The organism is Streptomyces peucetius (assembly GCF_025854275.1).
Classification (GTDB): domain Bacteria; phylum Actinomycetota; class Actinomycetes; order Streptomycetales; family Streptomycetaceae; genus Streptomyces; species Streptomyces peucetius_A.
In genome coordinates, this window is sequence record NZ_CP107567.1 from 4,594,945 (window position 1) to 4,615,927 (window position 20,983).

General features: G+C 70.7%; 17 protein-coding genes and 1 pseudogene. 15 read left to right on the forward strand and 3 right to left on the reverse strand.

Going from position 1 to position 20,983, the window contains the following annotated elements; translation table 11 throughout:
* The first annotated feature begins 5 nt into the window (after positions 1-5).
* The 11 genes from nuoE (at position 6) to nuoN (ending at position 13,266) form a co-directional block, all read left to right on the forward strand.
* On the forward strand, positions 6-818 hold the full coding sequence (nuoE, locus tag OGH68_RS21230) for an NADH-quinone oxidoreductase subunit NuoE (RefSeq protein WP_264250202.1): 813 nt from the start codon (positions 6-8) through the stop codon (positions 816-818).
* Positions 818-2,197, forward strand: coding sequence for an NADH-quinone oxidoreductase subunit NuoF (nuoF, locus tag OGH68_RS21235; RefSeq protein ID WP_264246302.1), 1,380 nt, complete (start codon positions 818-820; stop codon positions 2,195-2,197). Before nuoE ends, nuoF begins: the two co-directional genes overlap by 1 nt.
* A gap of 97 nt (positions 2,198-2,294) precedes the next feature.
* The gene (locus OGH68_RS21240; RefSeq protein ID WP_264246304.1) at positions 2,295-4,787 is read left to right on the forward strand and encodes an NADH-quinone oxidoreductase subunit G; all 2,493 of its coding nucleotides are present in this window, start codon (positions 2,295-2,297) and stop codon (positions 4,785-4,787) included.
* On the forward strand, positions 4,784-4,915 hold the full coding sequence (locus tag OGH68_RS21245; RefSeq protein ID WP_264246306.1) for a hypothetical protein: 132 nt from the start codon (positions 4,784-4,786) through the stop codon (positions 4,913-4,915). Before OGH68_RS21240 ends, OGH68_RS21245 begins: the two co-directional genes overlap by 4 nt.
* The gene (gene nuoH, locus OGH68_RS21250; protein WP_264246309.1) at positions 4,912-6,309 is read left to right on the forward strand and encodes an NADH-quinone oxidoreductase subunit NuoH; all 1,398 of its coding nucleotides are present in this window, start codon (positions 4,912-4,914) and stop codon (positions 6,307-6,309) included. The genes OGH68_RS21245 and nuoH overlap by 4 nt, the downstream gene beginning before the upstream one ends.
* Positions 6,272-6,934, forward strand: coding sequence for an NADH-quinone oxidoreductase subunit NuoI (gene nuoI, locus OGH68_RS21255; RefSeq protein WP_264246311.1), 663 nt, complete (start codon positions 6,272-6,274; stop codon positions 6,932-6,934). Before nuoH ends, nuoI begins: the two co-directional genes overlap by 38 nt.
* Positions 6,931-7,785, forward strand: a complete 855-nt coding sequence (locus OGH68_RS21260) for an NADH-quinone oxidoreductase subunit J (protein ID WP_264246313.1) — start codon at positions 6,931-6,933, stop codon at positions 7,783-7,785. Before nuoI ends, OGH68_RS21260 begins: the two co-directional genes overlap by 4 nt.
* Positions 7,782-8,081 carry an NADH-quinone oxidoreductase subunit NuoK gene (gene nuoK / locus OGH68_RS21265; RefSeq protein ID WP_100108534.1) on the forward strand — a complete coding sequence of 100 codons (300 nt, stop codon included), beginning with the start codon at positions 7,782-7,784 and terminating at the stop codon, positions 8,079-8,081. Before OGH68_RS21260 ends, nuoK begins: the two co-directional genes overlap by 4 nt.
* Before the next feature lie 15 nt (positions 8,082-8,096).
* A complete protein-coding gene (gene nuoL, locus OGH68_RS21270; RefSeq protein ID WP_264246316.1) occupies positions 8,097-10,040 on the forward strand; it encodes an NADH-quinone oxidoreductase subunit L in 1,944 nt (647 codons plus the stop codon).
* 2 nt (positions 10,041-10,042) lie between these two features.
* Positions 10,043-11,614, forward strand: coding sequence for an NADH-quinone oxidoreductase subunit M (locus tag OGH68_RS21275; protein WP_264246318.1), 1,572 nt, complete (start codon positions 10,043-10,045; stop codon positions 11,612-11,614).
* Positions 11,611-13,266, forward strand: a complete 1,656-nt coding sequence (gene nuoN, locus OGH68_RS21280) for an NADH-quinone oxidoreductase subunit NuoN (protein ID WP_264246320.1) — start codon at positions 11,611-11,613, stop codon at positions 13,264-13,266. Before OGH68_RS21275 ends, nuoN begins: the two co-directional genes overlap by 4 nt.
* Positions 13,267-13,351: 85 nt before the next feature.
* On the opposite strand, the gene OGH68_RS21285 is transcribed toward nuoN, so the two are convergent.
* Positions 13,352-13,960: a Uma2 family endonuclease gene (locus OGH68_RS21285; RefSeq protein ID WP_264250203.1), complete on the reverse strand. Its 609-nt coding sequence runs from the start codon at positions 13,958-13,960 to the stop codon at positions 13,352-13,354.
* Between the two features lie 219 nt (positions 13,961-14,179).
* Here OGH68_RS21285 and OGH68_RS21290 point away from each other — a divergent pair.
* Together OGH68_RS21290 and OGH68_RS21295 are read left to right on the forward strand one after the other, a co-directional pair.
* Positions 14,180-14,464, forward strand: a pseudogene (locus tag OGH68_RS21290) (carbohydrate-binding protein); the annotation flags it as partial.
* A 182-nt stretch (positions 14,465-14,646) separates the two neighbouring features.
* Positions 14,647-14,940 (forward strand): hypothetical protein, encoded by a 294-nt coding sequence (locus OGH68_RS21295; protein ID WP_264246322.1) that lies wholly within the window; start codon positions 14,647-14,649, stop codon positions 14,938-14,940.
* Positions 14,941-15,014: 74 nt separating this feature from the next.
* Here the strand turns inward: OGH68_RS21295 and fahA are convergent, their stop codons facing one another.
* Both fahA and OGH68_RS21305 read right to left on the reverse strand, forming a co-directional pair.
* Entirely contained in the window at positions 15,015-16,241 is a 1,227-nt protein-coding gene (gene fahA / locus OGH68_RS21300; RefSeq protein ID WP_264246325.1) for a fumarylacetoacetase, read from the reverse strand.
* A gap of 83 nt (positions 16,242-16,324) precedes the next feature.
* Positions 16,325-18,307, reverse strand: coding sequence for a CocE/NonD family hydrolase (locus OGH68_RS21305; RefSeq protein WP_264246328.1), 1,983 nt, complete (start codon positions 18,305-18,307; stop codon positions 16,325-16,327).
* Positions 18,308-18,535: 228 nt separating this feature from the next.
* Here OGH68_RS21305 and OGH68_RS21310 point away from each other — a divergent pair, with 228 nt between their 5' ends.
* Positions 18,536-19,546 (forward strand): polyprenyl synthetase family protein, encoded by a 1,011-nt coding sequence (locus tag OGH68_RS21310; RefSeq protein WP_264246330.1) that lies wholly within the window; start codon positions 18,536-18,538, stop codon positions 19,544-19,546.
* Positions 19,547-19,699: 153 nt separating this feature from the next.
* A complete protein-coding gene (locus OGH68_RS21315; RefSeq protein WP_264246333.1) occupies positions 19,700-20,932 on the forward strand; it encodes a LolA family protein in 1,233 nt (410 codons plus the stop codon).
* Positions 20,933-20,983: the final 51 nt, after the last annotated feature.

Sequence of the window (20,983 nt, forward strand, 5' to 3'; positions counted from 1 at the left end):
TGGGCATGCCGCAACTGCCGGCGCCCGACTACCCGGCCGATGTGCGCGCGAGGCTGGAGGCGGACGCGAAGAAGATCATCGCCCGCTACCCCGGCAGCCGGTCCGCCCTGCTGCCGCTGCTGCACCTCGTGCAGTCGGAAGAGGGCCATGTGTCCCGCACGGGCATGCGGTTCTGCGCCGAGATGCTCGACCTCACCACCGCCGAGGTCACCGCGGTCGCCACCTTCTACACCATGTACCGGCGCAAGCCGTCCGGTGAGTACCAGGTCGGCGTCTGCACCAACACGCTGTGCGCGGTGATGGGCGGCGACGCGATCTTCGAGGAGCTCAAGGAGCACCTCGGGGTGGGCAACAACGAGACGACCGAGGACGGCAAGGTCACGCTCGAGCACATCGAGTGCAACGCGGCCTGCGACTTCGCGCCCGTGGTGATGGTCAACTGGGAGTTCTTCGACAACCAGACGCCGGAGTCGGCGAAGCAACTCGTCGACGACCTGCGCGCCGGCGAGCCGGTCAGTCCCACCCGCGGCGCGCCCCTGTGCACGTACAAGGAGACCGCCCGCATCCTGGCCGGCTTCCCCGACGAGCGCCCCGGCGCGGTCGAGGCGACCGGCGGCGCGGGACCGGCGTCGCTGATCGGTCTGCGGCTGGCCAAGGGCGAGGCCGCCCCCGCGCGGGTGGTCCACCCGCGGGGCGAGGCGCCGCACGACCGCCCCCAGCCCGGCTCGGAGCACCTCAGCTCCCACGACGCACCGCAGAAGACTTCGGCATCCGACCCGGACAACCCGGCCGGACCTGTGGCCGAGGAGGGGGAGTGATGACCTTGTCCACCGAGTACGGCGGCGGCTCCCGGCCGGAGGTCGGCGGAGAGGGCAGCCCCGAGAAGCTCCTCTCCCCGGTGCTGTCGGCCTTCTGGGACGAACCGGAGTCATGGACGCTGGCGACCTACCGCAGGCACGAGGGCTACGAGGGCCTGCGCAAGGCGCTCGCCATGTCGCCCGACGACCTGATCGCCTACGTCAAGGACTCCGGTCTGCGCGGCCGGGGCGGCGCGGGCTTTCCCACCGGCATGAAGTGGCAGTTCATTCCGCAGGGCGACGGCAAGCCGCACTACCTCGTCGTCAACGCCGACGAGTCGGAGCCCGGCACCTGCAAGGACATCCCCCTTCTCTTCGCCAATCCGCACTCCCTCATCGAGGGAATCGTGATCGCCTGCTACGCGATCCGCTCCAGCCACGCCTTCATCTATCTGCGCGGCGAGGTCGTCCCCGTACTGCGGCGGCTGCACGAGGCCGTGCGCGAGGCGTACGAGGCGGGATTCCTCGGCAAGGACATCCTCGGCAGCGGCCTCGACCTCGAAGTCACCGTGCACGCCGGGGCGGGCGCGTACATCTGCGGTGAGGAGACCGCGCTGCTGGACTCCCTGGAAGGCCGCCGCGGCCAGCCCCGGCTGCGGCCCCCCTTCCCCGCGGTCGCCGGCCTGTACGCCTGCCCCACTGTGGTGAACAACGTCGAGTCCATCGCGTCGGTTCCCGCGATCCTCAACAAGGGCAAGGACTGGTTCAGGTCCATGGGCAGCGAGAAGTCCCCGGGCTTCACGCTGTACTCGCTCAGCGGCCACGTCGCGAGCCCCGGCCAGTACGAGGCGCCGCTCGGCATCACCCTGCGCCAGCTGCTCGACATGAGCGGTGGCATGCGCCCCGGCCACCGGCTGAAGTTCTGGACGCCCGGCGGCTCCTCGACCCCGATGTTCACCGACGAGCACCTCGACGTCCCGCTGGACTACGAAGGCGTCGGCGCGGCCGGTTCGATGCTCGGCACCAAGGCGCTCCAGTGCTTCGACGAGACGACCTGCGTGGTGCGGGCCGTCACCCGCTGGACCGAGTTCTACGCCCACGAGTCCTGCGGCAAGTGCACACCGTGCCGCGAAGGCACGTACTGGCTCGTCCAGTTGCTGCGCGACATCGAGGCGGGCAAGGGCCTCATGTCCGACCTCGACAAGCTGAACGACATCGCCGACAACATCAACGGCAAGTCGTTCTGCGCCCTCGGCGACGGCGCCGCGTCGCCGATCTTCTCCTCGCTCAAGTACTTCCGCGACGAGTACGAGCAGCACATCACCGGCAAGGGCTGCCCCTTCGACCCCGCCAGGTCGACGGCCTGGGCCGGCCGACACACCACGGAGGTGTCCGCATGACTGTGGCGCACGCGCCGAATCCCGGCCGCGGCCCCGCCGCAGGCCGCTGCGCGGACGAAGCCGCGCAGGCCGCCCCGCGTCGCGGGGAGGTGCGGGCATGACCGTCACCACGTCCGGTTCCGCCGCCGCGGGTGGTAACGCCGCGGTCCCGCCCGAGGACCTCGTCTCGCTGACCATCGACGGCATCGAGATCTCCGTACCCAAGGGAACCCTGGTCATCCGCGCCGCGGAGATGCTCGGGATCGAGATCCCGCGCTTCTGCGACCACCCGCTCCTCGACCCCGCCGGCGCCTGCCGCCAGTGCATCGTCGAGGTGGAGGGCCAGCGCAAGCCGATGGCCTCCTGCACCATCACCTGCACCGACGGAATGGTCGTCAAGTCGCAGCTCACCTCGCCCGTCGCCGAGAAGGCGCAGAAGGGCGTGATGGAGCTGCTGCTGATCAACCATCCGCTGGACTGCCCGGTCTGCGACAAGGGCGGAGAGTGCCCGCTGCAGAACCAGGCCGTCTCGCACGGCCAGGCCGACTCCCGCTTCGAGGGGAAGAAGCGGACCTTCGAGAAGCCGGTCCCGGTCTCCACCCAGGTGCTGCTCGACCGCGAGCGGTGCGTGCTGTGCGCGCGCTGCACCCGCTTCTCCAACCAGATCGCGGGCGACCCGATGATCGAACTGCTGGAGCGCGGCGCGCTGCAGCAGGTGGGCACCGGCGAGGGCGACCCGTTCGAGTCGTACTTCTCCGGCAACACCATCCAGATCTGCCCGGTGGGCGCGCTCACCTCCGCCGCCTACCGGTTCCGCTCCCGCCCGTTCGACCTCATCTCCTCGCCGTCCGTCTGCGAGCACTGCGCGGGCGGCTGCGCGACCCGCACCGACCACCGCCGCGGCAAGGTCATGCGGCGCATGGCCGCCGAGGACCCGGAGGTCAACGAGGAGTGGCTGTGCGACAAGGGGCGCTTCGGCTTCCGCTACGCCCAGCAGCGGGACCGGCTCACCACGCCCCTGGTCCGTAACGAGCAGGGCGTGCTGGAGCCGGCGAGCTGGCCCGAGGCACTGGAGGCGGCGGCCCGCGGCCTCGTCAGGGGCCGCACCGGTGTCCTGACCGGCGGCCGGCTGACCGTCGAGGACGCCTACGCGTACGCCAAGTTCGCCCGCGTCGCACTCGACACCAACGACATCGACTTCCGGGCCCGCGTGCACTCCGCCGAGGAGGCCGACTTCCTCGCGGCGCGGGTCGCGGGACAGGGCAGGGACCTGTCCGGCACCGGAGTCACGTACACGGCGCTGGAGAAGGCCCCGGCGGTGCTGCTCGCCGGGTTCGAGTCGGAGGAGGAGGCCCCCGGCGTCTTCCTGCGGCTGCGCAAGGCCAACCGCAAGCACGGGCAGCGCACCTTCTCCCTCGCCACGCACGCCACCCGCGGGCTCGCCAAGGCGGGCGGCACGCTGCTGCCCGCCGCGCCCGGCACCGAGACCGACTGGCTGGACGCCCTGGCCTCCGGCACCGGCCTCGAAGGGGACGGCGCCGAGGCGGCTCAGGCGCTGCGCGCCGAGGGAGCGGTGATCGTGGTCGGCGAGCGGCTCGCCGCCGTGCCCGGCGGCCTCACCGCCGCCGCACGCGCGGCGACCGCCACCGGCGCGCAGCTGGTGTGGATCCCGCGCCGCGCCGGTGAGCGCGGCGCCGTGGAGGCGGGTGCGCTGCCGTCGCTGCTGCCGGGCGGCCGTCCGGCGACCGACCCGCGGGCCCGTGAGGAGACCGCGGAGGTCTGGCGCGTACGCGAACTTCCGCTGCGGTACGGCCGCGACACCGGCCAGATCGTGGAGGCGGCGGCCACCGGCGAACTGGGCGCGCTGCTCGTCGCGGGAGTCGAGGTCGCGGACCTGCCCGACCCGGCGCGGGCCCGTGAGGCGCTCGACGCGGTCGGCTTCCTGGTCTCGCTGGAGCTGCGGCCGAGCGAGGTGACCGAGCGGGCGGACGTCGTCCTCCCGGTCGCGGCCGTCGCGGAGAAGCCGGGCACCTTCCTCAACTGGGAGGGCCGGGCCCGGATGTTCGAGGCGGCGCTGAAGCCGGACCACATGACCCGCCGCCTCGCGCCGACGGACGCACGGGTGCTGCACATGCTCGCCGACACCCTCGACGTGCCCTTCGGGCTGCCGGACCTCAAGTCGGTACGCACCGAACTGGACCGGCTCGGCCGCTGGGACGGCCCGCGGGCCACCGAGCCGCTGGAGAGCGCCCACCCGCTGCCCCGGGCCGGGGAGGGCGAGGCGGTCCTCGCCGGTCACCGGCTCCTGCTCGACCAGGGCCTGCTGCAGCAGGGCGACGAGGCGCTCGCCGGTACCCGGCACGCCGCGGTCGCCCGGCTCTCGGCGGCCACCGCCGCGGAGACGGGCGTCAAGGACGGCGACGAGCTGGAGGTCTCCGGACCGGCCGGCTCCGTGCGGCTGCCGCTCCAGGTCGGCGACATGCCCGACCGGGTCGTGTGGCTGCCGATGAACTCGGTGGGCGGCGGTGTCACCGCGGACACGGGCGCCCGCCCCGGTGAGCTCGTCCGCATCGCGCCCGCCGCCGAGGCCGCCCCGGAGGTGCAGTCATGACCGCCCGTGACCTCGGCCGGCCGGTGGCCGCGCGTATGCGCGGCGCCGTGCCGGCGGCCGGGTCCCCGACCCCTGCCGGCCTGCCGGACACCGCTCCGGCCACCCCCGCACCGGAGGTGCGCGCATGACCACGCTGGCTCATGTCGCAGAAGCGCAGCGCAGCGTCCTCGCACTCGAGGACCTGTCGATGTTCGGACGCGACCCGTGGTGGCTCGTCGTCATCAAGGCCGTCTTCTGCTTCGCCTTCCTGATGGTGACCGTGCTCTTCTCCATCGTGTGGGAGCGCAAGGTCGTCGCCTGGATGCAGCTGCGCATCGGCCCCAACCGGCACGGCCCGTGGGGCCTGCTGCAGTCGCTCGCCGACGGCATCAAGCTGATGCTGAAGGAAGACGTGATCGTCAAGCGGGCGGACAAGGCCGTCTACATCCTCGCGCCGATCGTCGCGGCGATCCCGGCCTTCATGGCGATCGCCGTGATCCCCTTCGGCCCGGCGGGCAACGAGATCTCGATCTTCGGCCAGCGCACCACGATGCAGCTCACCGACCTGCCGATCGCGATGCTCTACATCCTCGCGGTCGCCTCCGTCGGCATCTACGGCATCGTGCTCGCCGGCTGGTCCTCCGGCTCGACGTACCCGCTGCTCGGCGGTCTGCGCGCCTGCGCGCAGATGATCTCCTACGAGATCGCGATGGGCGCGGCCTTCGCCTCGGTCTTCCTCTACTCCGGGTCGATGTCGACCTCGGCGATCGTGGAGGCGCAGGCGGACCGCTGGTTCGTCGTCCTGCTGCCGGTCTCGTTCATCATCTACGTCGTCACGATGGTCGGCGAGACGAACCGCGCCCCGCTGGACATGCCGGAGTCCGAGGGTGACCTGGTCGGCGGCTTCAACACCGAGTACAGCTCCATCAAGTTCGCGATGTTCATGCTGGCCGAGTACGTCAACATGGTCACCGTCGCCGCCGTCTCGGTCACCCTCTTCCTGGGCGGCTGGCGGGCCCCGTACCCGGTCTCCACCTTCTGGGAGGGCGCGAACCACGGCTGGTGGCCGATGCTCTGGTTCGTCCTCAAGGTCCAGCTGCTGCTGTTCTTCTTCATCTGGCTGCGCGGCACACTGCCCCGCGTCCGCTACGACCAGCTGATGAAGCTCGGCTGGAAGGTCCTCATCCCGGTCTCCGTGGTCTGGCTGATGCTGGTGGCGACCGTGCGCGCGCTGCGCAACGAGAACTACGACTTCCAGCAGATCGTGCTGTACGTCGGCGGCGCGGTGATCGCGGTGCTGCTGCTCTCGTTCGTCGCCGACGTCTTCCGCGGCAAGAAGGAGAAGGCGGAGGAGGCGGCCAGGCCGGCGCCGCCCGCCTTCGACCCGATGGCCGGCGGTTTCCCCGTACCGCCGCTGCCCGGACAGGAGTTGCCTCCCGTCCCGCGCAGGCGGTCCCGGCAGGAGCGCGAACTGATTGTCAGTGGCGGGCCCAATACTGACAGTGATGAACCTCGGGACGGAAAGGAGGCTGACGGTGTCTGAGGAATCCGAGAGCACGTTCCAGAATCCGGTTGCCGGCTTCGGCGTGACCTTCAAGGCCATGTTCAAGAAGCGGCTGACCGAGCAGTATCCGGAGCAGGAGAAGGTCACGGCGCCGCGCTTCCACGGCCGGCACCAGCTCAACCGCCATCCGGACGGGCTCGAGAAGTGCGTCGGTTGCGAGCTGTGCGCCTGGGCCTGCCCCGCGGACGCGATCTACGTGGAGGGCGCGGACAACACCGAGGAGGAGCGCTACTCCCCGGGCGAGCGGTACGGCCGCGTCTACCAGATCAACTACGCCCGCTGCATCTTCTGCGGACTGTGCATCGAGGCGTGCCCGACCCGCGCGCTGACCATGACCAACGAGTTCGAACTGGCCGACACCAGCCGGGCCAACCTCATCTTCACCAAGGAGCAGCTGCTCGCCGGTCTGGAAGAGGGCATGGTCGACTCGCCGCACGCCATCTACCCCGGCATGGACGAGCAGGACTACTACCGTGGCCTGGTCACGGAGGCCGCGCCGGGCACGGTCCAGCAGGCCGCGGTCTCCAAGGACGAGAAGGTCCAGGAAGGCGAGTCGACCTTCGGCGAGGACGAGCCCGCGTCGAAGAAGGTGATCGGCGCATGAGCATCCTCGCCGCCACCGTCACCTCCACGGGCGAGGCCGTCCAGTTCTGGGTGCTCGGCACCATCGCCGTCATCGGGGCGCTCTGCACCATCCTGATGAAGCGGGCCGTGCACAGCGCCCTCTGCCTGGCCGGGACCATGATCATCCTCGCGGTGTTCTACCTGGCCAACGGCGCGTACTTCCTCGGTGTCGTCCAGATCGTCGTCTACACCGGCGCGATCATGATGCTGTTCCTCTTCGTCGTGATGCTCGTCGGCGTCACGGCCGCCGACTCCCTCAAGGAGACGCTGAAGGGCCAGCGCTGGCTGGCCGTCGCCTGCGGACTCGGTTTCGGCATCCTGCTGATCGCCGGCATCGGCAACGCCTCGCTGAAGAACTTCAACGGACTGGGCGCCGCCAACTCCGCGCACGGCGGGAACGTCGAGGGTCTCGCCGCACTCATCTTCACCAAGTACGTCTTCGCCTTCGAGATCACCGGCGCGCTGCTGATCACCGCCGCCGTCGGCGCGATGGTGCTCACCCACCGGGAGCGCACCGAGCGCGCCATGACCCAGCGCGAACTGTCCGAGCAGCGCGTACGGGAGGGCAAGCACCTCCCGCCGCTGCCCGCCCCCGGTGTCTACGCCCGGCACAACGCGGTGGACATCGCCGGTCTGCTCCCGGACGGCACCCCGTCCGAGCTGACAGTCAACCGGACACTGCGCGCCCGCGGGCAGATCCGGGACGTCTCCACCGAGGCGCTGAACGACCTCAAGGCGCTGGAGCAGCGCTCCGAGGAGCGCCTCGGACGTGACCGGGACGAGCACGACGGGAACGAGCACGACCGGGACGGACAGGAGGCCAAGCGGTGAATCCGGTCAACTACCTCTATCTGGCCGCCCTGCTGTTCACCATCGGCGCGGCAGGAGTCCTGATCCGGCGGAACGCGATCGTGGTGTTCATGTGCATCGAGCTGATGCTCAACGCCTGCAACCTCGCGTTCGTCGCCTTCTCCCGCATGCACGGCAATCTCGACGGCCAGATCATCGCGTTCTTCACGATGGTCGTCGCCGCCGCCGAGGTCGTGGTGGGGCTCGCGATCATCGTGTCGCTGTTCCGTTCCCGCCACTCGGCCTCGGTCGACGACGCCAGCCTGATGAAGCTGTAAGGGGTCGGAAGAATCGTGGAGAACCTGATTGCGCTGCTCGTCGCGGCGCCACTGCTCGGAGCGGCGGTCCTGCTCTGCGGCGGACGCCGCCTCGACAAGACCGGCCACTGGCTGGGCACCCTGCTCGCCGCGGCCTCGTTCGTCGTCGGCGCCGTACTGTTCGCGGACATGCTCGGCAAGGGCGGCGAGGAACGCGCCCTGCACCAGAGGCTGTTCAGCTGGGTCCCCGTCGAGGGCTTCCAGGCGGACATCGCCTTCCAGCTCGACCAGCTGTCGATGACCTTCGTCCTGCTGATCACCGGTGTGGGCACGCTGATCCACATCTACTCGATCGGTTACATGGAGCACGACGAGCGGCGCCGCCGCTTCTTCGGCTACCTCAACCTGTTCCTCGCGGCGATGCTCCTGCTGGTCCTCGCCGACAACTACCTGCTGCTGTACATGGGCTGGGAGGGCGTCGGTCTCGCGTCCTACCTGCTGATCGGTTTCTGGCAGCACAAGCCGAGCGCGGCGACCGCGGCGAAGAAGGCGTTCCTCGTCAACCGGGTCGGCGACATGGGCCTGTCGATCGCGATCATGCTGATGTTCACCACCTTCGGCACGTTCGCCTTCGGCCCGGTGCTTCAGTCCACGGGTGAGACCTCGGAAGGCATGCTGACGGCCATCGGCCTGATGCTGCTGCTCGCCGCGTGCGGCAAGTCCGCCCAGGTGCCGCTGCAGTCCTGGCTCGGTGACGCGATGGAGGGCCCGACCCCGGTCTCGGCCCTCATCCACGCCGCCACCATGGTCACCGCGGGCGTCTACCTCATCGTCCGCTCCGGTGCGATCTTCAACGCCGCGCCGGACGCGCAGCTCGCGGTCGTCGTCGTGGGTGCGGTCACGCTCCTGTTCGGTGCGATCGTCGGTTGTGCGAAGGACGACATCAAGAAGGCGCTGGCCGGTTCGACGATGTCGCAGATCGGCTACATGATCCTGGCGGCCGGCCTCGGCCCGATCGGATACGCCTTCGCGATCATGCACCTGGTGACGCACGGCTTCTTCAAGGCCGGGCTCTTCCTCGGCGCCGGTTCGGTCATGCACGGCATGAACGACGAGGTGGACATGAGGAAGTACGGCGGTCTGCGCAAGTACATGCCGATCACCTTCGTCACCTTCGGTCTCGGCTATCTGGCCATCATCGGTTTCCCGGGTCTGTCCGGGTTCTGGTCCAAGGACAAGATCATCGAGGCGGCGTTCGCCTACGACGACGGCATCCGAGGCTGGATCTTCGGCGGGGTGGCACTCCTCGGCGCGGGCATCACCGCGTTCTACATGACGCGCGTGATGATCCTGACCTTCTTCGGGGAGAAGCGCTGGCAGCCGGCGCCCGACCCGGACAAGGCGGCGAGTGTCGAGCCGGGCGTGGAGGCTCACCCCGGCGAGATGCCGCACCCGCACGAGTCGCCGAAGTCCATGACGATCCCGATGATCGTGCTGGCCTTCGGGTCGGTCTTCGCGGGGGCGTTCTTCTCCATCGGCGACCGGTTCGCCAACTGGCTCGCCCCGGTCACCGAGTTCGAGCACCCGCACCCGGTGATCAGCGTCCCGGCCATCACCACCGCGACGATGGTGGTCCTGCTGGCCGGCGCCCTGATCGCCTACCTGATGTACGGGCGCCGGCCGGTGCCGGTCACCGCACCGCGCGGCTCGCTGCTCACCCGGGCCGCCCGCCGCGATCTCCTCCAGGACGACTTCAACCACGTGGTCCTGGTCCGCGGCGGCGAGCACCTCACCCGGTCCCTGGTCTACGTGGACCACAGCCTGGTCGACGGAGTGGTGAACGGGACGGCCGCCACGTTCGGCGGGCTCTCCGGCCGGCTGCGCAAGCTGCAGAACGGCTACGCCCGCAGCTACGCGGTCTCGATGTTCGGCGGTACGGCGATCCTGATCGCCGCCACCCTGCTGATGAGGGCGGTCTGACAATGTCCTTTCCGATTCTGACGGCCACGGCGGTGCTCCCGGCTCTCGGGGCCATCGCCACCGCCGCCGTACCGGCCGGCAAGCGGACCGCGGCCAAGTGGCTGGCGCTGCTGGTCTCGCTGGGCACGCTCGTGCTCGCCGCGATCGTGCTCGTACGGTTCGAGCCGGGCGGCGACCGGTACCAGCTCACCGAGTCCCACGCCTGGATCGCCGACTTCGGCGTCCGCTACGAGCTCGGCGTGGACGGCATCGGGGTCGTGATGGTGGCGCTGACCGCGCTGCTGATCCCGTTCGTGATCCTCGCCGGCTGGCACGACGCCGACCCGCTGGAGACCAAATCGTCCCGCTGGCGGCCGACCCAGGGCTTCTTCGCCCTGATCCTGATGGTCGAGGCGATGGTGATCCTCTCCTTCGAGGCCACCGACGTCTTCCTCTTCTACATCCTGTTCGAAGCCATGCTGATCCCGATGTACTTCCTCATCGGCGGCTTCGGCGACCGTGCCCACGCGGGCACCGACGAGAACGCGGCGGCCCAGCGGTCCTACGCGGCCGTGAAGTTCCTGCTCTACAACCTGGCCGGCGGACTGATCATGCTGGCCGCGGTCATCGGTCTGTACGTGGTCGCGGGCAGCTTCTCGCTCTCCGAGATCGCCCAGGCGCGGGCGAGCGGCGAACTGGAGATGGCGACCAACACCGAGCGGCTGCTGTTCCTGGGCTTCTTCTTCGCCTTCGCGATCAAGGCGCCGCTGTGGCCGCTGCACACCTGGCTGCCCAACGCCATGGGCGAGGCGACCGCCCCGGTGGCCGTGCTGATCACCGCGGTCGTCGACAAGGTCGGCACCTTCGCGATGCTGCGCTTCTGCCTCCAGCTGTTCCCCGAGGCGTCGAAGTGGGCCACACCCGCCGTGCTGGTGCTGGCGCTGATCAGCATCGTCTACGGCGCGCTGCTCGCGGTCGGCCAGCGCGACATCAAGCGTCTGATCGCCTATGCGTCGGTGTCCCACTTCGGCTTCATCATCATGGGCATCTTCGCGATGACCAGCCAGGGCCAGTCCGGCGCGACGCTCTACATGGTCAACCACGGACTGTCCACGGCGGCGCTGATGCTGGTGGCCGGCTTCCTCATCTCGCGGCGCGGTTCGCGGCTCATCGCCGACTACGGCGGCGTGCAGAAGGTCGCGCCCGTGCTTGCCGGCACCTTCCTGATCGGTGGTCTGGCCACGCTCTCGCTGCCGGGGCTCGCGCCGTTCGTCAGTGAGTTCCTGGTCCTGGTGGGCACGTTCGCCGCCTACCCCGTCGTCGGGATCATCGCCACCATCGGCATCGTGCTCGCCGCGCTCTACACCCTCGTCCTCTACCAGCGGACGATGACCGGGCCGGTGAAGGCCGAGGTGCGCAAGATGCCGGACCTCAGGGCTCGTGAACTGGCGGTCGTCGCCCCGCTGATCGCACTGCTGCTCTTCCTCGGTGTCTTCCCGAAGCCGCTGACGGAGATCATCGACCCGGCCGTGGAGCACACGATGTCCGACGTTCAGAAGCAGGACCCCCGGCCCGATGTGGAGGCGGCCAAGTGAGCGCTACAGCTGTCCACAACCTGTGGACAACGGCTGCGGATGTCGAGCCGCTCGGCAGGATCCCCGCGCCCCACATCGAGTACGCACAGCTGGCACCCGTGCTGATCGTCGTCGGTGCGGCGGTCCTGGGCATCCTCGTGGAGGCGTTCGTCCCACGCCGGGCTCGTTACTACACACAGGTGTTCCTCACCGTCGTCGCCCTCACGGCCGCGTTCGCGGCGATCGTCGGGCTCGCCGCGAGCGGGTACGCCACGACCGAGAAGCAGATCGCGGCGATGGGCGCCATCGCGGTCGACGGCCCGGCCCTGTTCCTCCAGGGCACGATCCTGCTGGCCTCGCTGGTCGCGGTCTTCACCTTCGCCGAGCGCCGGCTCGACCCGGTCGCCCACGGCAATCGCGTCGACTCGTTCGCCGCGGAGGCCGCCGCCGTACCCGGCAGCGAACACGAGAAGGCCGCGGTCAAGGCCGGGTTCACCACCACCGAGGTGTTCCCGCTGGTGCTGTTCGCGATCGCCGGCATGCTGGTCTTCCCGGCGGCCAACGACCTGCTGACGCTGTTCATCGCGCTCGAGGTCTTCTCCCTCCCGCTCTACCTCCTGTGCGCGGTGGCCCGCCGCAAGCGGCTCATGTCGCAGGAGGCCGCGGTGAAGTACTTCCTGCTGGGCGCGTTCTCCTCCGCGTTCCTGCTCTTCGGCATCGCCCTCGTCTACGGCTACGCGGGCTCCGTCTCGTACGCCCGGATCGCCGAGGTCGTCGAGGGCAGCGTCCGCACCATCGACCCGGCGCTCGCCGACACCATGGGCAACGACGCGCTGCTGCTGATCGGCGGCGCGCTGATCCTCATGGGCCTGCTGTTCAAGGTCGGCGCGGTGCCGTTCCACATGTGGACGCCCGACGTCTACCAGGGCGCGCCGACCCCGCTCACCGGCTTCATGGCCGCGGCCACCAAGGTCGCCGCGTTCGGTGCGCTGCTGCGCCTGCTGTACGTGGTCCTGCCGGGCATGGCCTGGGACTGGCGGCCCGTCATGTGGGCGGTCGCGATCGTCACCATGCTGGGCGGCGCGATCGTCGCCATCACCCAGACCGACATCAAGCGGCTGCTGGCGTACTCCTCGATCGCCCACGCCGGCTTCATCCTCGCCGGTGTGATCGCCACGACCCCCGAGGGCATCTCGTCCGTCCTCTTCTACCTGCTCGCCTACTCCTTCGTGACCATCGGCGCGTTCGCCGTCGTCACGCTGGTGCGCGACGCGGGCGGCGAGGCGACGCACCTGTCCAAGTGGGCCGGTCTCGGACGCCGTTCGCCGCTGGTGGCGGCGGTCTTCGCGGTGTTCCTGCTGGCCTTCGCCGGCATCCCGCTGACCTCCGGCTTCTCCGGCAAGTTCGCCGTCTTCAAGGCGGCGGCGGAGGGCGGCGCGGGAGCGCTGGTCGTGGTGGGCGTGATCTCGTCCGCGATCGCCGCGTTCTTCTACATCCGGGTCATCGTGCTGATGTTCTTCAGCGAGCCGAAGCCGGAGGGCCCCACGGTCGCCGTCCCCTCGCCGCTGACGATGACGACCATCGGCGTCGGCGTCGCGGTGACGCTGGTGCTCGGCCTCGCCCCCCAGTACTTCCTGGACCTGGCGAGCCAGGCGGGCGTGTTCGTGCGCTGACGGGCGGGCCGCACAGCGAGAAGGTCCGGCGTCTCCTCGGGGGAGGGGCCGGACCTTCGGCGTGTTCCGCCACTGCGGCACTCACCTACTGCTCGCGGGACCGCCTGCGCTTGGGCGTGATCGCCGTGAGATCCAGATCGACGGGGAACGGGGCGTCCACCGTCATCCGGCCGCGGTGAATGCCCGTGGACCGGTACTCGCCGGTGTTCGGCTCCAGCTCGAAGGTGTACACGACCGTCTTTCCCTCGACGTTCTCCACCCGCCAGTAGTGCGGGATCTTGGCGCGCGCGTACTTCACGGGCTTGGTCTCCCGGTCCCGGGTCAGCGACTCCGCGGAGACGACCTCGACGGCCAGCAGCACCGTCTGGGCCGGGAAGCGGGTCTGCTCCGCGTCCTGGATCACATGCTCGGGCACGACGATCACATCGGGCTCGGGGCGGTTCTGCCGGTCCACGTCGATGGTGAACTCGCGGACGACCTCGAAGTCGTCCGGTGCCAGCGACTGCAGCTGCCACTTGAAGAAGTCGACCGCTCGCTCGTGGAAAAGGGTCTGCGGACTTACGAAGACAAGGCTACCGTCGATCAGCTCCGTGTGCGGAGGCAGGTTGGGAAGCTTGTCCAGGTCGTCGGCGATCCAGCCGCCCACGGGCGGGACCGGCCAGTCGGCCTGCTTTGCCGTCGGTTCCACGCTCATCAGTGCTCCCATGCGACGGAGTCTCGCGGGCACGTCCAGCGTATCGGGCACAAACGGATCAACACCCTGCGCACGTGTGAACGAGTCACGCTGTGTTGACCTGAGCCGCCCGGACGGTGCCAGTTGTCTGGACCTAATGGCCGGTGTGAGAGGGAACGGCAGCGATGCGCGGTACTACGGTATTACCCGGGGCGACGCCCTGTCGGGCCTCACGGGAGTAACAACACCGACTCGCTGTTCGACCCGCGGCTGCTGATGACCGTGCGCGAGAGCGGCGGCGTGAGGGAAGCGGCCTTCGACTTCGTGCTCGACGTCCCGCAGAACCCGGGCCCGACCGGGAGCCCCACCACACCGCCACCGGGCGGCACCTGGGCCGTGGGCACGACCTACGCGCCCGGGGCACGGGTCACCCATGGGGGCGGCGCATACGTGTGTCTCCAGGGGCATGTGGCCCAGCCCGGCTGGGAACCGCCGTCGGTCCCGGCGCTCTGGCGGGCCGAGTGACCACGGCGGCCCCGGTGACCACGAGGGCCTCGGTGACCACGGCGGGGCGCGGCTGAGGGGGCCGCGCGAAGGCCCGGCACCCCTGAGCCGGGGGAGCCGGGCCTCTGCCGTGTCGGGCAACCCAGCCACGCGAGAGGCCGTCCTACCAGGCGGAACCAACATCCGTCGAACGAGGGGACGTCATGACCGACCAGGAGATCCGGGCCGAGGCGGCGAAGGAGCCAGGCGACGACCACACCTGGCCCCTGGTTCTCCTGCTCCCCGCCCTGCTGCTGCTCCGCTTCCTCGGGGAGCACGCCTGGGCCTACTGGACCGCGGCGGTGGCCGGTGGGCTGGGCATGATGTGCGCGGCGGTCGCGGTCGCCGGGGCGGCCCGGGACCTGGTGCGCGGCCGCCGTCCGTGGAAGGCGGCGTTCGCACTGGTCGTGCTGGCCTGCGGGGCGTTCGCGCTCGTGGTCAGGCTCGTGGAGAGCTGACGGCCGGGCCGTACGCCACGGCGGCCGCAGTTCGGGTCCCCCTCCCCCGAAGAGGGGGACCCGGACGGAGCGGCTCAGACCGCGGGCACGATCCGGCCGGTGACCTCGCCGAGGCCGACCCGTACGCCGTCCGGTCCGGGCGCCCATGCCGTCATGGTCACCTCGTCGCCGTCCTCCAGGAAGGTCCGCTTGCCCTCCGGGAGTTCGAAGGCGTCGCGGCCGTTCCAGGTGAGTTCCAGCAGCGAGCCCCGCTGGTTCACCTCGGGGCCGCTGACCGTGCCGGAGCCGTAGACGTCACCCGTGCGGAGCGAGGCGCCGTTCACGGTCATGTGGGCCAGCTGCTGGGCCGCCGTCCAGTACATCGTGGCGAACGGCGGCTCGGAGACGAGCCGGCCGTTGATCGCCACCGAGATCCGGACGTCGAAGCCGCCCGGCTCCTCCGCCTCCGAGTCGTCGAGGTAGGGCAGCAGCGGGACGTCACGGGCGGGCGGCGCGGTCCTGGCCGCGTCCAGCGCCTCCAGTGGGGTCACCCAGGCGGCGACCGACGTGGCGAAGGACTTGCCGAGGAACGGGCCGAGCGGCACGTACTCCCAGGCCTGGAGGTCACGCGCCGACCAGTCGTTGAGCAGGAACGTCCCGAAGACATGGTCGCGGAAGTCCCCGAGGGCGACGGGACTGCCGAGCGGGGAGGGCGTGCCGACGAGGAAGCCGACCTCCGCCTCGATGTCGAGCTTCACCGAAGGGCCGAACACCGGCGCGGCGTCGGCGGGCGTCTTCCGCTGCCCCGACGGACGCACGACGTCGGTGCCCGAGACCACGACCGTGCCGGCACGGCCGTGGTAACCGATCGGCAGGTGCTTCCAGTTGGGGGTGAGCGCGTCGCCGTCGGGGCGGAAGATCCGGCCCACGTTGGTGGCGTGGTGCTCGCTCGCGTAGAAGTCGACGTAGTCCGCCACCTCGTACGGGAGGTGCATCGTCACGGCGTCCAGCGGGTGCAGCAGCGGCTCTATGTCGGGCCGGTGCGCCGGCACCGTCACCCATGCGGTGAGGGCCCTGCGCACATCGCGCCACGCCGTACGCCCGGCCGCAAGCAGCGGGTTGAGACTCGGCTGCGCCAGCAGACCGGCGTACGGCGAGCCGAGTGCGTGGGCCGCTGCCCCGGCATCGAGCACATGGCTCCCGATCCGGACACCGAGCCTGCGGCGCTCGGGTTCGCCGGCCGTGGTGAAGACGCCGTACGGAAGGTTGTGCGGGCCGAAGGGATCGCCCTCGGGGAGATCGAGCGGGCTCTGCTCGGGCATCGGTGCTTGCCTCGCTTTCCACGGATGTGGGGGACACGTTACGTGGCGGTCCGGCGGCCCCGGCAGTGTGCCCGGCGGCCTGTTCAGCCGGCGGGCCGGCCGATGCGTCTCTCCCAGGTGCGGTGGAAGACGATCTCGTCGCCGCTCCTGCACACCAGCTCGTCGGACGTGAGGAAACCCGCCTCGTCCCGGTGGATTTCGGAACGCGCCCAGACGTGCACGTCCCACGCCTCCTCCGGCCGGTGCAGCCTGATCACCCACTCGGACCGGGTGCGGGCGGACAGCGGGTCGGCCTCCTCGACCGTGTACGTCTCGTGGCACTCCTCGGTGTACTCCAGGCCGTCGGGGTGGATGTGGGTGCCGCCCCGGTGCGGTGTCGCCTCCAGGGTCCAGCGTCCGGCCGGCACGTCGCGGACGAGCAGCAGCCGCGACCGTGGCGCGTCGAGGGTCTGCGGGACGGCGACCGCCGGCGGCTGGGCGTGCTCGGGCTCCGCGAAGCCGACCGTCTCGCCCGTCGGTTCGCGGACCGGCAGGTCGAGCCGGGACCCCGCCGGGTCCAGCGTGAAGCCCGCCGGGCCGGGATGGGGCCAGACCCAGGGCCAGTACGCACACGACACGGCGAGCCGGATACGGTGCCCCGGCGCGAAGACGTGGCCGGCCGCGGCCAGGTCGAAGCTCACGTCCTCGGTGGCGCCGACGGGCCAGGGCACCGCCCGGTCCGGCCCCTCGCGGGCCGCGAGGTTCAGCGCGCCGCGGGTGACGAGCGTGGCGGCGCCGTCGGGGGCGATGTCGCAGAGCCGGGCCACCGCGACGCCGTCCGGGCCTTCGGCCGACAGCCGCAGCGTGACCCGGGGCCGGCCGAGGACGGCGACCGGGTCCTCGCCGACGGGGAACTCGAAGCACACCGACCGGGCGTCCTCCTCCCGCTGGTCCGGCGGCAGGTCGGCCTCGTGCCCGGCGGGCCGGTAGCGGCCGGCGTCCACCCCCGTGTGCCGGGGGGAGCCGACGACGACCGGGCCGCCGCCCAGTGAGTGAGGGACGACGGTGACGTTCGGGGAGGGCCAGGCCGGCTCACCCGCCCAGCGGCCCTGTGCCGGCCCGGCCGCTTCGAGCCGGCAGCGCAGCAGCGGCTCGGACATCACCCCGGTGTCCCTGCCGTCCTTCAGCCACTGGTCCCACCAGCGCAGCGTCTCCTGCAGGAAGCCGATGGCCTGCCTGTGGCCTCCTCGCTCCGGCGCCCGGTCGGGGTACTGGTGCTGCCAGGGCCCGATCAGGCCCCGTACCCGGTCCGACGGCAGCCGCTCGACCAGTCTGAGGACCGTGTCCCGGCCCGGGTCGTGCAGACCGCTCACCGCCAGTACGGCCGCCGCCACCGCGGCGGTGTCGTCGCTGACCCCGGCGCTCAACCAGTACTCGTCGCGCAGCCGATGGCCGAGCCAGGTGTGGACGACGGGTCTCAGGGACTCCAGCCGCGCCAGCCACATGGCGAGCCACTCGTCGCCCGCGTGCAGCGGGTCCGGCGGCCGGGCCGCGAGGGCGAGCCGCTCGGCGGCTTTGGAGTGCAGCCCCTGCCCGGCGACGCATCCGCCGACATAGGGGCCGTCGTTGTCGTACGGGTCGTCCGTCGCGTCCACGACGACCACGGCCCGCAGCGGCCCCGGGGCGAGCGCCGCGATCCGCAGGGCGTTCCGGGCGCCCCGGCCGATCCCGAACATGCCGACCCGCCCGCTGCACCACGGACGGCGCGACAGCCACTCGATCACGGTGACGCCGTCGGCCAACTCGATCGCGTCGTACTCGCCGCCCGGGACGCCCTCGCTGTTCCCGTGGCCGCGGACGTCGACCCGTACGGAGGCATAGCCGTGGCCCGCGTACCAGGGGTGGCGCTCGCCGTCGCGCACCGCCGTCGCGTCGGTGAGCCGGTGCGGCGCGTACTCGAGCAGCGCGGGCACCGGCTCGTCGGTGACCGGCCGCCACACACGCGCGTGCAGCCGGGTGCCGTCCGGCAGCGGGACACGGACATCCGCGTGGACCGTCTCGTACGGGAAGTCGGTACGGATGCGCATTGCGGGACCTCGGCGGCGCGGGAGGGGGGGAGGGACAGGCACGGGCGGAGCGTGCTCCGACCGTACCGATCAAATGCCGCATTCTTTATCATTCATGCCGTTCTCGAACATATGGGCGCGGCGGGAAGGCGCTCATGGTGATCGAAAGGCGACCGGATACGCTGACTTGAGTGAATCCAGCGACACATCGACAATCCGTGTGATCGTCAGCAGACAGGAGATCTCCTCGTGACCGTCGTCGAGCCGTTCGGGCTGAGCGTGCGGGACCAGGCTCTTGAGGCCGATGTCCGGACCGGTTTGTCGGCCGTCGAGGCGGGCCTGCTCGATGCCACGAAGAGCGAGGTCCCCTTCATCACGGAGGCGGCGCAGCACCTGGTGCGCGCGGGCGGAAAGCGTTTCCGGCCGCTGCTGGTGATGCTCGCGGCGCAGTTCGGAGACCCGTACGCGCCGGGGATCGTGCCCTCCGCCGTGGTCGTCGAGCTCACTCATCTCGCGACGCTGTACCACGACGACGTCATGGACGAGGCGGACGTGCGGCGCGGTGTCCCCAGCGCCAACACCCGCTGGGACAACTCGGTGGCGGTGCTGACCGGCGACTTCCTGTTCGCCCGCGCCTCCCACATCCTGGCCGACCTCGGGCCGGAGGCCGTACGCATCCAGGCGAAGGCGTTCGAGCGGCTGGTGACCGGTCAGATCCTGGAGACCGCGGGTCCGCGCGACGGCCGCGACCCCGTGGACCACTACCTCGACGTCATGTCCGGCAAGACGGGCTCCCTCGTCGCCGTGTCCGTGCGCTTCGGCGCGATGATGTCCGGCGCCGACGACCGTGTCATCGACATCCTGACCCAGTACGGCGAGCGGCTCGGCGTCGCCTTCCAGCTCGCCGACGACGTGCTCGACATCGCGTCCGACTCGCACGAGTCGGGCAAGACCCCCGGCACCGATCTGCGCGAAGGCGTTCCGACCCTGCCCGTGCTGCGGCTGCGCGCCCTGGCAGAGGCCGAGGGCCGGCCGGACGACCTGGAGCTGGTGGCGCTCCTGGAGAGCGACCTGACCGACGACGTCCGGCACGCGGAGGCACTGCGCCGGCTGCGCGTCCACCCGGCGCTCGAGCAGGCCCGCAGGGACACCGTGCGCTACGCGCAGGAGGCGCGGGCGCTGCTCGCCCCACTGCCGGACTGCTCGGCCAAGGCCGCGCTGGAGGAGCTGTGCGACGCGGTGGTCCACCGCGCCGGCTGACGCGCCGGTCCCTTACGGGACGGGGGAGTTGCCGACGCCGCGTCTCATCCCAGAGAGGTACGTCAAGTTGCGCCCGCGGTCTGACGCTTCCGGACCGCTCATTTGGTCATATGGATGGCACCACCCCTGACAACCCCGGAGGTAGGGCACACCATGGCACCGAACGACAGCACACAGACCACCGAAGAGGCCAAGGACCTCGCAGCGGGGCCCCACAGGGCCGCCCGCTACCTCGTCCCGGTCGCGGTGGCCACAGTGGCGGCGGCGACCATCGGGCTCGTCCCGGCGCTCGCTGCCTCCGGTGACCCTGATCTGCCGAAGATCAGTGCTCAGGAACTCATCGAGAAGATGGCCGCGTCGGACACCGAGCAGTTCTCCGGCACGGTGAAGATCAGCACCGACCTCGGCCTGCCGTCGTTCGCCGGTCTCGCCGGCGCGGTCGGCGGTGAGGACGGCGAGGGCTCGTCGGCCGCCCCCGAGGACAAGCTGACGGAACTCGTCACCGGCACCCACACCCTGCGGGTCGCCGCCGACGGCCCCGACCGGCAGAAGGTGTCCATCCTCCAGGACTCCTCCGAGTACAGCCTCATCCACAACGGCGACGAGGTGTGGGGCTACGACAGCGCCTCGAACGAGGTCTACCACGCCACGGACGAGGGACAGGGCGAAGGCGGTGACGGCAAGGACGGCAGGGTCCCCGAGGACCTGCCGAAGGATCTCCCGACCACGCCCAAGGACCTCGCCGACGAGGTGCTGAAGGCCGCCGACGACACCACGTCCATCACCGTCGGCGGCACCTCCCAGGTCGCCGGCCGCGACGCGTACAAGCTGGTCGTCAAGCCGAAGCAGGCCGGCTCGACGATCGGCTCCGTCACCGTCGCGGTCGACGCGGAGCACGGCGTGCCGCTCAAGTTCACGCTCACGCCGAGCAGCGGCGGCAAGGCCGTGATCGACGCGGGCTTCACCAAGGTCGACTTCACCCGGCCGGCCGCCTCGACCTTCGACTTCACCCCGCCCAAGGGCGCCAAGGTGACGGAGGCCGACGAGACGGCGCACGGGAAGGCACCGGAGCGGGCGCCCGAGGAGTTCAAGGACCTCAAGGACCTCGGGGGCCTCGACGTGATCGGCGAGGGCTGGACGTCCATCGCCAAGATCGAGGGCCCGGGCGGCGCGGCGCCGGGCGGCCCGACGTCCGGCGAGGACGACGTCCCGGCTCAGGCCCAGCAGTTCCTCGACGCGCTCGGCGACAAGGTGGAAGGCAAGTTCGGCTCCGGCACGGTCTTCACGACGCGTCTGGTCAACGTCCTGATGACGGACGACGGCACGGTCTACGCCGGCGCCGTGACCAAGGACGCCCTGGTGAAGGCAGCGAACGAGGGCAAGTAGAACGGCCGGCGGCAGCCCGGGGCGCCGGCGAGTGAGCCGAAGGGGCGCGCG

What these genes read in the sequence shown, in the direction of transcription:
- OGH68_RS21275 (WP_264246318.1), top strand. Translation starts at nt 10,043, where the DNA reads ATGTCCTTTCCGATTCTGACGGCCACGGCGGTGCTCCCGGCTCTCGGG.
- OGH68_RS21240 (WP_264246304.1), top strand. Translation starts at nt 2,295, where the DNA reads ATGACCGTCACCACGTCCGGTTCCGCCGCCGCGGGTGGTAACGCCGCG.
- OGH68_RS21305 (WP_264246328.1), bottom strand. Translation starts at nt 18,307, where the DNA reads ATGCGCATCCGTACCGACTTCCCGTACGAGACGGTCCACGCGGATGTC.
- OGH68_RS21315 (WP_264246333.1), top strand. Translation starts at nt 19,700, where the DNA reads ATGGCACCGAACGACAGCACACAGACCACCGAAGAGGCCAAGGACCTC.
- OGH68_RS21260 (WP_264246313.1), top strand. Translation starts at nt 6,931, where the DNA reads ATGAGCATCCTCGCCGCCACCGTCACCTCCACGGGCGAGGCCGTCCAG.
- fahA (WP_264246325.1), bottom strand. Translation starts at nt 16,241, where the DNA reads ATGCCCGAGCAGAGCCCGCTCGATCTCCCCGAGGGCGATCCCTTCGGC.
- OGH68_RS21295 (WP_264246322.1), top strand. Translation starts at nt 14,647, where the DNA reads ATGACCGACCAGGAGATCCGGGCCGAGGCGGCGAAGGAGCCAGGCGAC.
- nuoF (WP_264246302.1), top strand. Translation starts at nt 818, where the DNA reads ATGACCTTGTCCACCGAGTACGGCGGCGGCTCCCGGCCGGAGGTCGGC.
- OGH68_RS21285 (WP_264250203.1), bottom strand. Translation starts at nt 13,960, where the DNA reads ATGAGCGTGGAACCGACGGCAAAGCAGGCCGACTGGCCGGTCCCGCCC.
- nuoI (WP_264246311.1), top strand. Translation starts at nt 6,272, where the DNA reads ATGAACCTCGGGACGGAAAGGAGGCTGACGGTGTCTGAGGAATCCGAG.
- nuoH (WP_264246309.1), top strand. Translation starts at nt 4,912, where the DNA reads ATGACCACGCTGGCTCATGTCGCAGAAGCGCAGCGCAGCGTCCTCGCA.
- nuoE (WP_264250202.1), top strand. Translation starts at nt 6, where the DNA reads ATGCCGCAACTGCCGGCGCCCGACTACCCGGCCGATGTGCGCGCGAGG.
- OGH68_RS21245 (WP_264246306.1), top strand. Translation starts at nt 4,784, where the DNA reads ATGACCGCCCGTGACCTCGGCCGGCCGGTGGCCGCGCGTATGCGCGGC.